The organism is Sinorhizobium americanum (genome assembly GCF_001651855.1).
Taxonomy (GTDB): domain Bacteria; phylum Pseudomonadota; class Alphaproteobacteria; order Rhizobiales; family Rhizobiaceae; genus Sinorhizobium; species Sinorhizobium americanum.
The window spans coordinates 157,195-173,476 of sequence record NZ_LNQC01000056.1 but is presented as its reverse complement, the minus strand read 5'-3'; the positions used below and the strand labels follow the sequence as shown (position 1 = coordinate 173,476).

Genomic DNA, 16,282 nt, shown 5'->3' with positions numbered 1-16,282 from the left:
GTTGCTACCGACGTTCGCGCCCTCACCGGAAGATGTTTTCGACTTATCGGTCTGCTTAATCGCCGACCGGTTACGGAGATACGGAGGATTTTCCGTTCCGCAAGGGCCCATCCGTGCATGGATGTGCATCATCATTTTAAAGTCCATCGCAGCGCTCCTTCGCGCCTGTTGAATGCTCAACGGCGTTTGACCAACAAGGTTCCTGCGTCGATCGCAAGATCGAGAATTCATTGCTGGGGGCGTGCGTGATGGCTCGCTCGGTGGAAGAATGGATCGGAAGAAACGACGACCAGAAGGTCCCGCCGCGTGTCCGGATGCGCGTCTTCGATCGAGAGGGCGGCATCTGCTATTTGACCGGCCGGAAGATCGATCCGATCCGGGATGAATGGGACGTCGAGCACAAGGTTGCGCTGATCCTTGGCGGCGAGCACCGGGAGAGCAATCTCTTCCCTGCACTGCGCGAGCCGCACCGCCGCAAGACGGCCGTCGAGATGAAGGTGAAATCCAAGATCGCCAAGGTTCGGAAGAAGCACCTCGGCATCACCAAACCGAAATCCAGCCTCTCCCACCCGCGCTTCAAGCGCTGCATGGACGGCACGGTTGTTGACCGCCGCACGGGGGAGGTCGTCAGCCGATGAGCCTTCCCTACTCCAACAGCACGTCCGGCCGTTCGGCGATGGACGATATCCGCAAGACCATCCAGGCTTTCGGATGCTCGAAGTTCGCCCCTATGGAAGATTTCGCCGAGGGCAAGGTCATCATCCAGTTCGAGTATCGCGGCCGGATGGTGCAGGTCGAGGCCAACGCGAAAGGCTACGCGGCCGCCTGGCTGAAGGAGAACCCGTATTCTAGCCGGATGCGGATGAGCAAGGCCGAGCACGAGCGGCGCGCACTCGAGAAAGGTCAGATTGCTGTCTGGTCGATCCTTCGCGATTGGATCAAAGGGCAGTTGACAGCGATCGAGACCGGCATCCTATCATTCGACGCCGCTTTCCTCGGGCAGATCCTGCTTCCGACCGGCGAGACCATTTACGAGCGCACGACGTCGCAAGGCCTTCTGCCCGCTCCTGAGAATGATGCCAAGCCATGACCTACACCGAAGCCACCATCCAATTTTACGAGCTGCCGGCGGACATCCGCGCTCGCGCGGAAGAACTCGTCGGCCCGACGATGACCCGCATGGAAACGATGGCGTTAGTCGGGAAGCTGATCAACGCTCTGACGATCGCCAAGGACCATGCCGAGTTTGAAGACGAAGTGCTCGACTTGATCGACAACGCCCTCGCCCCGCCAGATGGCGCTATTGGAAATCGGGGATAAGATGACCAAGCACGCTGTCATTCCCACAGGATGCTGGCCGGCCGTCTTACGCGACGAGCTCGCCGCCGCTTATGCTGGCGAGAAGACAGTCGATGCCTTTATGAGCCGGGTCGGGACCATTTGGCCCCTACCCTTTATCGACATGGGCACGGGCAAGGGCAAATTCCGGGCATGGCGGAAGACCGACCTAGACAAGGTGATCAATCCCGAGGCCGCGGCCGCCGGCGGAGACCCGGAGGCACTTTAATGGTTCCGGTGTCCATGCCGCGCTACACCTCGTTCAAGCGCAAACAGAACGGCTCGATCTCCTATTTCTGGACCTGCCCGACCGCCTTTCGCAAAGCCGGCGCACCCTACACCTCCGCCACGCTCGGGCACGACCTATCGCAGAAGGAATTGAACGAGGCGGCGGCCGTCTGGAATGAGCGTCTGGACGAGTGGCGCAAAGAGCGCAATCCCTTCCAAGAGCCTGACCTGACGAGATACGGCACGGTTGAGTGGCTGGTGAACGCGTATCTCAAGCATGACAGCTTTCTCGAGCGCGTCGCGGAATTCAGCCGGCCGGATTACCGCCGGGTGCTGGACCGCGTCTGCGACATGAAGATTAAGGCCGGCGCGACCGGCCCGCTATTCCGTTTCGGCGATGCCAAGATCAATCAGATCGGCGTCAGCACGGCGGAGAAGCTCTATCACGCGTTCCACGGCGAAGGCGCGGCACGGACATCGGAGAAGGTCATCACGTACTGCAAGGCCATGTGGAAGCGCATGCAGCCGCATCATCCTGACCTGTTCCGCAAGGACACGCCGAACCCCTGGGAAGGCGTCACGGTGAAGAAGCGGGAAAAGGCCGTGAAGGGACATGTCGACCGTGAGACGGTCTACGAGTTTGCCAAGGGAGCAATCAAGGAAGGACGGGGAGAGTTGGCGGCCGCCGCGGTGCTCGCCTTCGAGTGGCTGATGCGCCCGTCGTCGATCGGCGCCGGCTATGCCGCCTGGAGCGGCTATCGCGGCCCTTCGGATCCGGACAAGATCCAGATCAAACACAGGAAGAACGGGGAATCCGCCTCGCACCCGCTGGAATTCACCGAGGAGGACGGCACGACGGTGATGCTCTACCAGGACGCCGAAGAGGTCCTGGGGCAGACACCCCGCTACGGCACGTCGATCGTGTGCAAGAAGAACGGCCAGCTCTTCGGCGACGGGACGTACCTGGCGCACGAGGTCAGGGAGATGGGAGATAAACTCGGGATCGAAGGCTTCAGCCTGGATAAATGCCGGCATGGCGGCATGACCGAGTTGGAAGAGATGGGCCTGACCGAAGGTCAAGGCCGGGTGCTGTCGAAGCACAAGACGGCGAAGGCCTATCGAGGCTACGCCAAGGAGACGGAAAAGCGCGTTCTGGAAGCCACGAAAAAGCGCATGGGGGCGACTTCTGGCAAGGCTGTGGAAGAACAGTCCGAAAACGCAATTTCAGAAATGGCCAAGGACGTTTTTCAGAAATCCGCTATTGCAAAATCGGATCGGAAGGGCTAAACGCCCGCCATCGCTCGATTTTCCGAGCACGAGAGGCCTCGTGGCGGAGTGGTGACGCAGAGGACTGCAAATCCTTGTACCCCGGTTCAATTCCGGGCGAGGCCTCCATTAGACACTCAATTATCGATTCTACGCCACGCGATCAGGTGCTCGATCCGGCGCAACGCCCTTAGCTGGTAGCAATCTGCTCCCGGCTTTCCCACAGCTCACGTCGTTGTTTATGGGTCGTCGAGCCGCGACCCAAAATTAAATCGCCGCGTCTTTCGCCTGCCGGGCCCTATAGGCTAGGCTTGGCGCGAAGCGGCCCCGAAGTCTCTACCTGTTGAGCCGATTAGACCGGTACGCTCGACAAGAGCGCCGCCAAGAGCGCCGGATGCGGCGAGGCAGTTGACAAGCGCAGATAGCGGCCGGTCGGCTTTGAGTGGCGCGTCAGTGCGGCGTAGACAGATTTGTCTCCAGGTACCGCGGCGGGATGCTCCAATATTCTCGCCAGCTTCGTCAGCAGTTTCAGGCGCATCCGCCTGAGCTTGATGTCGTTCGCGGGGCGAGAGAGAGCGAAAATGCGCAGGAAACTCTTCTCTCCCGTACCGTCAACGCAGATGAGTTCATCGTCACCACGGCGATCGGTAACGACGAAATTGCCCGGATTTACATCCATCATGACGATGTGCAGGCGGCGAAACCGCTCGAAGATTTCGTCGACCATCGTGAGATGCCTGGCGGTGAGCTGCCCCGAAAACGCCAGTTGAGCGAGGGTGGGCGCGAGCTGCCCATCGCGCCTGGTGATTTTTTCCACCACGAGGCCCAGGCCGTGCTCGGTCTGAGCAAAGCCGAATATCTTCGGTATCGGCAGTTCGATACCGTCTGCGAGGGAGAACTTTCTCGCCTGTTCGAGGAACTCGTCAACTTCACGCCGAAACGTTCGATAGGCCCCGAAACGCTTGAACCGGTTGAGGAACGCTCTCTTTGAGATACGCGCGCCGCTTGCTTCTCTGGAGCCCAGCTTCAGAACCTTGATGAGAACACTCGGATAGAGCCGATTCTCGAAGATGCTGCGCTGATGGCCAGCGGCGCATTCACGCCAATTAGAAAGTTCGATCCTGTCGTCGAACATTTTTCTGAGCCCCGGATTATGACAGTTTTGTAACAAGACTGTGTCCGTGGGGAAAATTCAAGAGAAGCGTGCCTCTAGGCGTTATCTCTACCTTACATAGTATATGGCAGTTGCAGTCCTGCCACGGTAACAGCGCAGAATCGGAGCCACCACGGTTGCAAGCGGCGGCCGCCGTAACCTGGCGCCGTTGATCTCAGCGTAAGTGACAAGCCACCGCCCGTGCCTGGTGCATCACGGAAGTGTCGGAATGCGTTAAACGACGTGGGTGGAAGCAAGCGTCACTGAGTTCCGGCCGGCTCTACTTCCCGGAATTCTCCGTTCCGCGTCGACGCGCCCACCAGACGGCAAGCTTGCGGCGGGCGCGGCGCACCGCAGGTATGTCATGCGACAGAACGAGCAGCCCGAGCGGCACCATCCAGAATCCGAGAACCGGAAGAAAACCGAGCAGACCACAAACGACGAGCAGCGAGCCGATCAAGATGCGCAGGGCCGGCGAGTGGGGCAGCCGGATTCGCCACCTGCCGAGCACGATTTGATGCGTTTGCGGATCGATGCCGAAATATCTCTTCTTGCCGCCGTTTGCCATTATGCCTCTTTAAACCAACTTCCCAACAGTTGGTGCCTTCTCCACAGGGTGACAACCGCGGCCCGAGATTTTTTTTGAAAAATCGCTTGGCAAATCGGAAAAGCATTTGTATTAGCAGCCTCACTTCTGCGGCGCAGATGTTCCCTGGTAGCTCAGCGGTAGAGCACTCGACTGTTAATCGATAGGTCGCCGGTTCGAATCCGGCCCGGGGAGCCAGTTTCAAAAGGCCTGCACTTCTAATGGTGCAGGCCTTTTTCTTTTCACCTTCAAAGACTTATCAAGACAAGTGCGCGAGCCGCACCTCGTAGAGTTCGATTGGAACTTGCCATTTTGGGTACTTTTTGGGTACTTTTTGACCTACAGGACAGCGGAGAAGCGGCATTCGATGGGCTCGGATGATATTTCACGTTACGTTGTGAAACACCCAGCAAGCGGCATCTACCGATATTACCGCCGTGTTCCGACTGATGTCGCTCATCTCGACAAACGCTCCCATATCAAGAAGTCGCTGAAGACAAAGAGCCTGAAGACTGCCTTGGAGCGGGGACAACTGGTGCATGACGCAGCCGAGGACTTCTGGCGCGCGCTCCTCGCCGGAAATGAAAATGACAACGCCTTCGCGCGCTACGAGGCCGCGGTTAAGATCGTTCACTCGCTCGGTTATACGTACAAGCCGGTCACCGAATTGGCGACGGGGCCATTCGACGAATTACACGAACGACTCACTGTCGCCAGGAGGCACGCAAGCCAGCCGGCCATCGTAGAGGCGGTCTTGGGCGTAGTCGTTGAGCCCTCACCACGCCTCAGCGATATTTGGACGCTCTACGAGCGGCACAATGCCGCCGGCCTGACGGGCATGTCCAAGGATCAGTTGCGAAAGCATAAAACCTCGCGCAAGAGGGCAATTCGTTACGCGATCGAGGAGCTCGGCGACGTGGAGTTGGCGGGGGTTCGCAGGCGGGATGTCCTGAGGCTCCGAGAGTGGTGGACGAGCAAAATTGCTAGAGAGGGCCTGACAGCCTACAGCGCGAATCGCTGCTTCAGCGACATTATGGGTATGCTGTCGGTGATCGACGATGCGTTGCATACCGATTTTCATTTGGCATGGGAAAGGGCACGCATCAAGGAAACTAACGCGACCAAGCTTAAGAAGCGCCCCCCCTTTCCCATCGCTTGGATCCGCGAGAAAATTCTGGCGCCAGGTGCGCTCGATAACATGAACGAGGATGCGCGTTTTATCGTCTATGCAATGGTGGAGACAGGCCTGCGCTTAGGTGAGGTCTGCAATCTGCGTCCGCAGGATATTCGGCTCGATGATGAGGTTCCGCATGTCGAGGTCGCTGATCGCGAGGATCGGCGGCAAAAGACCGATTATTCGATCAGGCGGGTGCCGCTCGTAGGCGTCTCTCTATGGGCGATGAGAAAGCGCCCTGAAGGTTTCAAACGCTACCAGGACAAGGCCGATCACGCCTCGGCGCTGATCAACAAGGTGATGCGGAACGCTAAGCTCTTCCCCAGCGCCGATCACGTTATCTATTCGCTGCGTCATAGCTTCCAGGACCGCATCGAGAGCGCCGGCTGCTCCGAGCGGATGCAGGCCGATCTGATGGGGCACGAGTTCGGCCGGCCGAAATATGGCGACGGCGCGGACATGGAGCAGCGGCAGGAGTTCCTGCAGGAAATAGCGTTTACGTGGCCACCGGGCGACAAAACGGACTAAGCTCCGAAATCTGATGGAAATCAAAGCGATCTGGTTCTGAAGCGGCAGAGCGTTCAGATCGCCCGTCATCGCCAGGGACCTTTCCCTTCGACCAGATCGTCGAGGCGCATCGCTTCCTGGAATCGAACGCTCGGCTAGGACGACACGAACGACGGCAGTAATGGCAGGCCCCTGTGATTTCCGATCGGCTGCAACGCTGGCTATTGACGGTCTCTTCCTTTTGCTCGAAGTCGCCGGAGTTGCCGCTTGAGCGTCACGCAATCCATCAGTCCAAAGGTCGGCATCCTCGTCCAAGCTGTAGATCTCCGCGGTCAATAGTGCGTACAATGCTGCATCGAAGTCGGCGGGTAACTCGCGCGCAGCCTGCTTGGCCTCTTCGATCCTCCCGAGCTGGGCGAGACAGGCCGCCTCGTTCAGTCGGAAGAAGTGCGGAGGATCGATGAGCGATCGGTAAGCCTCCAATGCCGATTCGAATTCGCGGGACAGATAACAGCAGTCCCCCAAGCTGGAGACGAACGTCGGCGGCAACAATGGCTCGAAGCTGCATGCACGCCGCACGAGGGAGAGCCCTTCGTCGTGGCGGCCAGCATAGGAGAGAACCATCCCCCTCGCGACTTGCACGTTGATGTCGCGTGGGCTCATGGCAAGAGCAATTTCCGAATAGCGCAAGGCGTCCGACAATATCGCCGAGATTTATTCCTATTCGGAAGACTATCCTTCGCAGGTCCGGAAGTGAGGCATTGGCTTCCCTCATCTGCCGCTGAATACGGATCGAGCAGTCGACCGCTCGCACGACGCTCGCAAATTCGAGGAGCAGACCATCGCCGAGGAGCTTGACGATCCTGCCGCTGCACTCCCGAACAAGCGGTTCGACCACGGCCTCGCGGGCTTCAGCGAGAGCACGTAATGTTTCCGACTCGTCTGCCTCCATCATACGGGAATAGCCGACGACGTCCGCGACGACGACAGCAGCCAAACGACGGTCGATTGGGCTGGTCGAAGACGCTTCGCCCATTTGCCCCCCTATGCTCTTAATAGAGGCCGTTCCGCAGAAAATCTCCATCCTGATCAGTTCGGTGATCAAAGGGTCGCCATTCAGACGAGATGCTGTGCGACGTTCGGACTAGATAACGGAGACTATCTCCGGACTGCTTCGACCGCGGGCCGCGTGAGCAATCGCCTCCTTGCGCACAGAGAATGGACCCGCGAAATCTTGACGGCCTGTCGCGACGAGCTTTCGAGGCTTGCCTGTCACAAGCCCTTGACTGGACCCTTCACCGAGGAGATGTGGAACAGATTTCGCCTGGGAAGGCCCAGGAAGCCCATGGAGAAATTCCGGAGTTGCCACGGACCGCTCGCTTGTTTCACGACTGCATCTCGTGACTCGGACTGTTTCTCGCGATTATATCCGCGATGCGGAACGTAAATATTGCCTTGGTCTCGGGACAGTATGGTCAACGTCGTAAGCATCTGCTCCGTCCTCATCGCGGTCAGTCGCGTGTGGGGGATAGGCTCGATCACGACGCCCTTCCTGTCTTGAATCGCCCTCGAAAAAATTCCGAAGCGTTCTAAATTGTCAGCCTTCCTCGACGCCCGCCCTCCGCAGCCCTTCGAGCAAGGCGGCAATCCTCGTCGGATCCTTGGCAGGCTGCCCTGCCTTGATGCGGACGATTGTAACTGCCGGAGTGAGCCGCTTAAGCGCGCGGAGATAGCGGTGTGCTTCCTCCATGCAGCCGAGATGCGCATTGGCAGCGATCAGCACCCAGAGGGTCGGGTCAAAGTTGGGGTTGCTTGCGAGTGCGCGAGCAGCCCAAGATGTGGCTTCGTCGTAGTCGCCGCGGATCAGGTGCACGTCCGCGATCCCGCAGAGCGAGAAGTGCGCGCCTCGATCGCCGGGGCTCAGCCGGTTGGCCCTTTGGAAATGGGCGAGCGCCTCCTCAAGGCTGCCGCAATGAAGATGTGCAAGGCCCGCTCTGACGACAACCATTAGATTGTTCGGGTTGGCTTCCGCCGCAGATTGCAGGACCGCCATCGCCCAATCGTACTCTTTGGCGGTCTGCAACAGCGCGACGCCGCAATGCGCCATCACTATAGCATCTCCCGCTGCGTGTTCGAGGCCTCGGCGCGCCAGCGCCGCGCATTCTCCCACGTCGTCCTCACCTAGCGGGGGCCAGCCCATCGTGTGCCTATGTTCGAGAGCCCAGGCGGCATGGGAAAGTAGGAGGGCGTTGTCAGGTTCGGCCTCCAACCCCTTCAGCAGGAGCGCGTACGCTTCGGCGTTATCGAATTCGGTCTCCGTCGAGATTTTTGCCAGGGCCCGCAGATAGACGTCGTAGGCGGCGATGCTTCCCGACCGCTCCCGCCGCGATCGCTCGATCTCGGCGGTCTGAATATGCGGTTCGACCAGAGTCGCGACACTCTCGGTTATCCGGTCCTGGAAATCGAACAGGTCGCCAATTTCACCGTCGAAACTCTGGGCCCAAAGGTGTATTCCACTGTCGCCGTCGACGAGTTGCGCCGCGATCCTTAATCGATTACCCGACCGCCTGACGGTGCCTTGGAGGAGGTAGCTGACGCCGAGTTCCTTGGCGACCAGGCGCACATCCGGAAAACTCCCCTTGTACGCGGACGAGGAATGCCGGGCGACCGCTGCGAAGCTCCTGAAGCGGGTGAGCGCCGTAATGATGTCGTTCACTACGCCATCTGCGAAATAATCTTGGTCGGGACTGCCATCGAGATTGATGAAGGGCAGAACCGCAAGCGTTGGCCTGATCGGCATGAAATCGGCAGCAACACTCGCCCCCCGCAGACGTGACAAATCGATAGCCTGTGCGCGGGATCGTCGTGATCCACTCCCGCCCGTCGGGAGCCGTGCCGAGCGCCTTGCGCAAGGCCGCAATCTGAACGGTAAGATTGCTTTCTTCGACGACTGTATTCGGCCAGCCTCGTTCCATCAGGTCATGCTTGGACAGGACCTGTCCTCGGGCCTCGAGCAGCGCCTGAAGGAGCGCAAGGCCGCGCTGGCCAATAGCGACGGCGTTACCGCTCCGCTGCAGCAGGCCGCGGCTGGGTTCAAGCACGAAATCACCAAAGGCATAGAACGGCTCCACCATGACGGGAACCATAGTCTATAGACAAGGCCATAGGAATGAGGCAATCGGCCGAGCGATGTCAGCGGCCCCAACATTTGCTCGTCAAAATGGTGCGGTTTCCACCTTGGCGAGCTTTAAAGGAACAAGCAAACCAGCCCCAATGGAGTCGCCGGTGAAAGGGGAAACGGGCGCCACCGATTGGGCCGAAGCCGCCCTCCAGCCTCTGCATTGGCAATGCGAGCGTCGGTGCATCGTGCTACTCTTGTACAATGCGACCGAGCACACGCTACGCAAGAAGTGACGGATTGAACATCGCTTATCAGACGATCGGCGATGGCCCGCTCGATATCATCTATGTGCCGGGCTGGGTATCCAATCTGGATTATGCCTGGATCTTTCCTCCTTTGGCGCATGTGTTCGAGCGGCTGAGCGCGTTTTCGCGGTTGATTCTGTTCGACAAGCGCGGCACGGGTCTGTCCGATCGCAATGTCGGGTTTCCAACTCTGGAGGAACGAATGCGAGACATGCAGGCGGTCCTAGATGCTGCAGGTTCTCGCCGAGCGGCGCTGATGGGCACCTCCGAAGGCGGCAATATGTGCATGCTGTTCGCGGCCACCTATCCTGAGAAGACCGCCGCACTCGTGCTCAACGGATCTTTCGCCAAAGGACTGTGGGCAGAAGATTACCCATGGGCGAAGACCCGCGAGCAGGTCGACGAAGAACTCGCCGCGATCGCGCGAGACTGGGGCGGAGCATTTGATCTCAGCAACGCGGCGCCGAGTCACGTCCACGATAAGGAGGCGCGCGACTGGCTTGCCGGATACTTGCGCAATTCCGCCTCGCCGCAGGATGCCATCGACCTCTGGCGCTGGAACACCGAGATCGATGTTCGCGGAATTCTCAGCGCCATCCATGTTCCCACGCTCGTCCTGCACCGGACCGGAGACCGATGGGTGAATGTCGAGGAGGGCCGCTACGTCGCCGATCACATTCCAGGAGCAAAATGGGTGGAACTTCCGGGCGACGATCACGTGATTTGGGCCGGCGATGCCGACCGCACTCTCGACGAAATCGAGGAGTTTCTGACCGGCATTCGACCGCAGCCAGCGTCGGAACGCATCCTGCTCACCGTGTTGTTCACCGACATCGTCGGCTCCACCTCCATCGCGGCCGAGCTCGGTGATCGGCGGTGGGAGGAGCTCCTGCACCGCCACGATGCTGCCGTGCGAGCTGAACTCGATCGCTTCGGCGGCAGTGAAATAAAGACGACCGGAGATGGCTTCTTGGCAGTCTTTCACGGACCGAGCCGGGCCATCCAATGCGCTTCTGCGATACGCCATCGGGCGGCCGACATGGGGCTCGCCGTGCGTGCCGCCCTCCACACCGGGGAGTGCGAGAAGCGGGGCAATGACTTGAGCGGGATCGCCGTGCACCTCGCCTAGCGCCTGCTCGATCACGCCGGGGCGAGCGACGTCATCGTCTCCGGCACGGTCAAGGATCTCGTGGTCGGCGCCGGTGTCGCATTCAAGGCACTTGGTGAAGTGACCCTACGTGACGTTCCCGGAAGTTGGCAGATTTACGCCGCCACGGATGCACCATAGGACCGACCTCTTTGGCGTGGAATCCCCTCGCTAGGCTGGAACTCCAGGTTCTTCGCCCCTTTCATCTACGGTGAACGCGATGAACGTCTTGGCTTGAGACCATTGCAGACCGTCGGTTCAACGCAGAATAGGCCTAAATCAGAGACAGTCATCGTTTGGCTTAAAGGGGTGGGTCCGAGCAATTCCGCTGAGGACTGGTGAAGGCGGGATTACCCGTTGAGGGCTGGACTGAGTTGAACACATTTGCATGTCCGGTTGACGCGTACGCGGCATCCCCACACGAGCACTGCAAAATCCTGCTCCGCGTGGCTGCAAGGCGCGTGCAATCCGCCCCGCGTGTCACAGATGGGTCCGCCGGAACCCCCAGCTGGCGCGCCTGGGCGTTCCACATGGAAGCTCACCCGCAGCTCATAAGCAGGAGCTAAATCTCGTCACCGCTAACCGAATAAGGTATTCTCGTTGGCATTGCGGCCCTGCCATTGGTCACCGCGAGGCTGAAGACCGTGCTGAACCGGTCGCTTGTGAGCACTGCTGGGGGGCGTACCGTGGAGCAGTCGAGCCGGAGCATCAGACGTCAGGTGGAACTGCTCAGACGCGAGCTTGCCGAGGCAATCGAACAGCAGGCGGCGACCGGCGAAATCCTGCGTGTCATTTCGCTCTCCCCCAACGACGTACAGCCGGTTTTCCAGGCGATAGCGGAGAACGCAGCGAGGCTGTGTGAAGCAGAATCTTGCTTCGTATTTCGGTTCGATGGAGAACTGCTACACCCGACAGCCTATCACGGAGTTTCACAGGAAGGTATTGAAGCAGTACGTGCCAATTTTCCGCAGCGACCTAGTAGAGGTAATGTCACCGGGCGAGCCTTTCTGAGCGGTGCCGTCGAGCAAATTCCCGACGTCTATGAGGACGCTGATTACAAGATGCTCTCGCTCGCGAGAATCGTATCCTACAACAGCGCCATCGGCGTGCCGCTGGTCCTCAACGGGCGGCCAATTGGATCAATCGCCGTTACTCGACGCGAGGGCGGCTTGTTTCCAGAGCGCCATGTCGAGCTCCTGCGAACTTTCGCCGATCAGGCGGTGATCGCCATCGAGAACGTCCGCCTGTTTGAAGAGGCCCAAGCGCGCAATCGAGAGCTCACAGAGGCACTTGAGCAGCAGTCGGCCACAAGTGAGATCCTGCGCGTCATCTCAACTTCGCCCACCGACGTGCAGCCGGTGTTCGACTCAATCGCAAAGAACGCGGCGAGGCTGTGCGCGGCGGAATTCTGCTTTGTCTTCCGGTTCGACGGGGAACTCATGCACCCGGTTGCCTATCATGGTGTCTCTCGCGAAGGCATAGAAGCGACCCGTGCCATTTTTCCCCGGAAGCCAAGCAGGACCAATGTGACGGGGCGTGCCTTTCTCAGCGGTACCATAGAGCAAATTGCGGACGTGTTTGCCGATCCCGAGTATCAACTCCTCTCGTTGGCGAAGATCATGTCCTACCGCAGTGCCATCGGTGTGCCGCTCACGCTGAACGGCCGTCCCATCGGAGCAATCGGCGTCGATCGGCGCGAGGTCGGATGTTTTCCGGAGCGACAGGTCGCGCTGCTGCGAACCTTCGCCGATCAGGCGGTGATCGCGATCGAGAACGTTCGGCTCTTCACCGATCTGGACAAGCGCAATCTTGAGCTCAAAGAATCGCTGCAGCAGCAAACTGCGACAGCGGACGTCCTCAAAGTCATCAGCCGGTCAGCATTCGACCTCCAGGCGGTGCTTGACACGCTTGTTGAGTCTGCCGTGCGGCTTTGCGACGCTTACGATGCAGTGATACTGCTGAAGGATGGAGACTCGCTCCATGCGAGAGCCCATCATGGGCCGATTCCAATGGATTTCTTTAGCTGGCCAGTGTCCCGGGACTGGGTCACTGGCCGGGCCGTCCTGGACAGAAGACCGATTCATGTGACTGATCTGACGACCGAGGCCGACGAATACCCGGACGGCCACCGGATGGCCGTGCGGATGGGTCATCGTACCATCTTGGCGGCGCCCCTGCTCCGGCGGCAGGAAGCTATCGGTGGTCTCGTCATACGCCGGACCGAAGTCAAGCCTTTCACCGAGAAGCAGATTGGACTTCTCCAGACCTTTGCCGACCAGGCGGTGATTGCGATCGAGAACGTGCGGCTGTTTGACGAAGTGAATGCGCGCACAGCAGAGCTCGCGGGGGCGCTGGAGCAGCAGACGGCGACCGCCGACGTTCTGAAGGTTATCAGCCGATCGGCATTCGACCTTCAATTGGTGCTAGACACGCTCGTAGCGTCCGCTGCCCGGCTTTGCGATGCGGACATGGCAACGATGACCCGGCCGATGGGAGACGCGCATTATCCGGTCGCCGACTTTGGTTTGTCGCAGGAGTTCGGACGATATCTGCGGGCTCTCCCGCTGGAGCCGGGGCGCGGGACCATAGTTGGGCGAACCCTGCTCGAGGTTCGGCCCGTCCAGGTAGCCGACGTCCTTGATGATCCCGAATACGAGCTGCGCGAAGGGCAACGACTTGGTGGATTTCGTACGGTGCTCGGTGTGCCACTCTTGCGCGAGGGGAGCCCAATCGGCGTGCTTGCATTGACCCGCTCGGCCGTTCGGCCATTCACCGACAAGCAGGTCGAATTGGCGTCGACTTTCGCCGATCAGGCGGTGATCGCCATCGAAAACGTCCGGCTCTTTCAGGAAGTGCAGGAGAGAACCGAGGCGCTGTCACGCTCGCTCGAGGAGTTGAGGACCGCGCAGGACAGGTTGGTTCAAACCGAAAAACTCGCTTCACTTGGGCAACTGACCGCCGGCATCGCGCACGAAATCAAAAACCCACTGAACTTCGTCAATAACTTTTCGGCGATCTCGGTCGAACTGGTGGAGGAGTTGCAACGGGCGCTCGACGGCGCGGTCTCCGAGGGGAGCGCGCGGGCCGAGATAGACGAGTTGGCTGTGATGCTCAGGGGCAATCTCGAAAAGATTGTCGAACATGGGAAGCGTGCCGACTCAATCGTCAAGAACATGCTTCTGCACTCACGCCAAGGGGTGGGAGAGCGGCGAGCAGTCGACATAAATGCCCTCGTCGAGGAGAGCCTCAATCTCGCCTATCACGGCGCCCGTGCCGAGAAGCAGGGCTTCAACATAACGCTCGAGAAATCCCTCGACCCGGCCGCCGGTGAGGTCGACCTTTACCCGCAAGAGATCACGCGGGTCCTCCTTAATCTGATCGCCAACGGCTTCTATGCCACAGGCAGGCGCGCAGCTTCCGATACCCGTGAACGGTATGAGCCGACACTGGCTGCAAAAACCAGGAACCTCGGTGACAGCGTCGAGATCATTATTCGCGACAATGGGCCCGGCATCCCGGCCAAGGTACGGGAGAAGATGTTTAATCCCTTCTTTACAACCAAGCCTGCTGGCGAGGGCACAGGGCTCGGCCTCTCCCTCAGCCACGACATCGTTGTCAAGCAACACGGAGGTTCGATCGAAGTCGATACGGAACTTGGTCAATACACCGAGTTTCGCATCCGATTACCACGGATCGCGGCTCCGGTTGCAAAGCAGGAGGGCAGATCATGAGCCTTCTCATTCTAGTCGTCGATGACGAACCGGATATCGAGCTGCTTTTCCGCCAGCAATTCCGCCGAGACCTGCGTTCTGGACGTTTCGCAATGGAGTTCGCACAGTCGGCGGCGTCCGCACTCGCGCGAATCGTTGATGCCAGCGATGTTACACTCATTCTCATCCTGTCGGATATTAACATGCCAGGCATGAGCGGCCTCGAATTGCTGCCGATGGCGAGAAGCATTCGGCCTGATGTGCCCGTGATCATGATTACCGCCTATGGAGATCCGGAAACGAAGCGCAGAGCCCTTGAAGGTGGCGCCGAGGCATTGCTTGCGAAGCCGATCGACTTCGTTGCACTCAGAGAAGAAATCGAGAACCGTGTTGGTAGCCTCCGATGAGCACCTGCATTCTCGTCGTCGACGATGAGCCGGATCTGGAACTTCTTCTCGTCCAGAAGTTCCGCAAGCAGATCCGGGGCGGGACGCTGCGCTTTCTCTTTGCCCGCGACGGTGTTGAGGCGCTGGCAGTACTGGCTGACCACCAAGATGTGGATTTGGTGCTGAGCGACATCAATATGCCGCGCATGGACGGGCTGTCGCTGTTGTCGAAGCTTCAGGAGAGGCGGGACGAACTCTCGACGATCGTTGTTTCCGCATACAGCGACATGGCCAACATCCGCACTGCTATGAACCGCGGTGCCTATGACTTCGTCACGAAGCCGATCGATTTTTACGATCTCGAAGCTACAATCGCAAAGACGATTCACCACGTCGAGGCCCTGCGCGAGGCTCAGCGCCGACAGGCGGAGGCGGAGCAGGCGCGCGCGTCGCTTTCGCGTTACTTCTCACCTAATCTGGCTGATCGCCTTGCCAGCGGCATCCATGCCGTCAATCTCGGCGGAACGCGCCGAGAGGTTGCGTCTCTTTTTACCGACTTGACCGGTTTTACCACCCTCGTGGAGACGATTGAACCGAAGCTGCTCGGGCAGCTTTTGAACGATTACATCGCCGGGATGACCGACATTGTGTTCGCGCATGATGGCACGGTGGCCAAGATCATCGGTGATGCGCTCCACGTGCTGTTCGGGGCGCCCTCCGATCAGCCGGACCACGCCACGCGCGCAGTCGCCTGTTCACTCGAACTTGACGCCTTTGCCTGCTCGTTCCGCGAACACTGGTGCGGAGAAGGAATTGCTCTCGGCCACACGCGGATTGGCGTGCATGCCGGACCCGCCGTCGTCGGAAACTTCGGGGGAGGAAGGTTCTTCGACTACAGCGCCTATGGCGACACCATTAACGTTGCCGCGCGCCTGCAGGCAGCCAACAAGACGTTCGGGACCCGAGTGTGTGTGAGCGCCAGCATTGCCACCAACGCGCAGCACTTTTGCGGCCGCCCTGTGGGCGACCTCCTCCTCAGAGGTCGCACCGTGCCGATCCGCGCTTTCGAGCCGCTCAAAGCCGATCAATGTGCCAGCGCAGAAACAAGGGCGTACGTGGAGGCTTTCGAAAAGCTGGAGGTCGGCGATTGTGATGCGGTCGCGTCGTTTGCCGCCTTGGTCGGCCGCAACGCGGAGGACCGGCTTGCGAGCTTTCACCTGAGGCGGCTGTTGAACGGCGACATAGGGACGAGTATCACCGTCTAAAACGCTGCTTCGATGTGGCGCGAGATTGCGTTCGGGCAGCCACTCGTAAGTGGCTCGACTTGAGGATCGAATCTCCCTCTGACGTGAGGCTGGCTC

Annotated in this window: 12 protein-coding genes, 2 tRNA genes and 1 pseudogene; 12 read left to right on the top strand and 3 right to left on the bottom strand. The window is 59.5% G+C overall.

What is annotated here, in order from left to right; genetic code table 11:
* The first annotated feature begins 248 nt into the window (after nt 1-248).
* The 6 genes from ATC00_RS16925 (at nt 249) to ATC00_RS16900 (ending at nt 2,961) form a co-directional block, all read left to right on the top strand.
* Complete coding sequence (locus ATC00_RS16925) at nt 249-638, top strand: HNH endonuclease (RefSeq protein WP_064253654.1); 390 nt, start codon at nt 249-251, stop codon at nt 636-638.
* Nucleotides 635-1,090, top strand: a complete 456-nt coding sequence (locus tag ATC00_RS32800) for a hypothetical protein (protein WP_082912387.1) — start codon at nt 635-637, stop codon at nt 1,088-1,090. The genes ATC00_RS16925 and ATC00_RS32800 overlap by 4 nt, the downstream gene beginning before the upstream one ends.
* Nucleotides 1,087-1,320, top strand: coding sequence for a hypothetical protein (locus ATC00_RS16915; RefSeq protein WP_064253653.1), 234 nt, complete (start codon nt 1,087-1,089; stop codon nt 1,318-1,320). Before ATC00_RS32800 ends, ATC00_RS16915 begins: the two co-directional genes overlap by 4 nt.
* Before the next feature lies 1 nt (nt 1,321).
* Nucleotides 1,322-1,567, top strand: a complete 246-nt coding sequence (locus ATC00_RS16910; RefSeq protein ID WP_064253652.1) for a hypothetical protein — start codon at nt 1,322-1,324, stop codon at nt 1,565-1,567.
* The gene (locus ATC00_RS16905; RefSeq protein WP_064253651.1) at nt 1,567-2,853 is read left to right on the top strand and encodes a hypothetical protein; all 1,287 of its coding nucleotides are present in this window, start codon (nt 1,567-1,569) and stop codon (nt 2,851-2,853) included. Before ATC00_RS16910 ends, ATC00_RS16905 begins: the two co-directional genes overlap by 1 nt.
* Nucleotides 2,854-2,887: 34 nt before the next feature.
* Nucleotides 2,888-2,961: transfer RNA gene (locus ATC00_RS16900), tRNA-Cys, on the top strand.
* Nucleotides 2,962-3,184: 223 nt separating this feature from the next.
* Here the strand turns inward: ATC00_RS16900 and ATC00_RS16895 are convergent.
* Nucleotides 3,185-3,967 (bottom strand): YrbL family protein, encoded by a 783-nt coding sequence (locus ATC00_RS16895; RefSeq protein WP_064253650.1) that lies wholly within the window; start codon nt 3,965-3,967, stop codon nt 3,185-3,187.
* Between the two features lie 298 nt (nt 3,968-4,265).
* Complete coding sequence (locus ATC00_RS16890; RefSeq protein ID WP_037383579.1) at nt 4,266-4,553, bottom strand: hypothetical protein; 288 nt, start codon at nt 4,551-4,553, stop codon at nt 4,266-4,268.
* 141 nt (nt 4,554-4,694) lie between these two features.
* On the opposite strand from ATC00_RS16890, the gene ATC00_RS16885 reads away from it, so the two are divergent.
* Together ATC00_RS16885 and ATC00_RS16880 are read left to right on the top strand one after the other, a co-directional pair.
* Nucleotides 4,695-4,769, top strand: a tRNA-Asn gene (locus tag ATC00_RS16885).
* A 169-nt stretch (nt 4,770-4,938) separates the two neighbouring features.
* Nucleotides 4,939-6,273: a DUF6538 domain-containing protein gene (locus ATC00_RS16880; RefSeq protein WP_064253649.1), complete on the top strand. Its 1,335-nt coding sequence runs from the start codon at nt 4,939-4,941 to the stop codon at nt 6,271-6,273.
* A gap of 1,576 nt (nt 6,274-7,849) precedes the next feature.
* On the opposite strand, the pseudogene ATC00_RS16870 reads toward ATC00_RS16880, so the two are convergent.
* Nucleotides 7,850-9,386 (bottom strand): annotated as a pseudogene (locus tag ATC00_RS16870) (winged helix-turn-helix domain-containing protein).
* A 284-nt stretch (nt 9,387-9,670) separates the two neighbouring features.
* Here ATC00_RS16870 and ATC00_RS16865 point away from each other — a divergent pair.
* The 4 genes from ATC00_RS16865 (at nt 9,671) to ATC00_RS16850 (ending at nt 16,186) form a co-directional block, all read left to right on the top strand.
* Nucleotides 9,671-10,807, top strand: a complete 1,137-nt coding sequence (locus ATC00_RS16865; RefSeq protein ID WP_199275548.1) for an adenylate/guanylate cyclase domain-containing protein — start codon at nt 9,671-9,673, stop codon at nt 10,805-10,807.
* Between the two features lie 704 nt (nt 10,808-11,511).
* Nucleotides 11,512-14,556, top strand: a complete 3,045-nt coding sequence (locus ATC00_RS16860; RefSeq protein WP_064253725.1) for a GAF domain-containing protein — start codon at nt 11,512-11,514, stop codon at nt 14,554-14,556.
* Nucleotides 14,553-14,942, top strand: coding sequence for a response regulator (locus ATC00_RS16855; RefSeq protein ID WP_064253647.1), 390 nt, complete (start codon nt 14,553-14,555; stop codon nt 14,940-14,942). Before ATC00_RS16860 ends, ATC00_RS16855 begins: the two co-directional genes overlap by 4 nt.
* Complete coding sequence (locus ATC00_RS16850) at nt 14,939-16,186, top strand: adenylate/guanylate cyclase domain-containing protein (RefSeq protein ID WP_064253646.1); 1,248 nt, start codon at nt 14,939-14,941, stop codon at nt 16,184-16,186. The genes ATC00_RS16855 and ATC00_RS16850 overlap by 4 nt, the downstream gene beginning before the upstream one ends.
* Nucleotides 16,187-16,282 lie beyond the last annotated feature (96 nt).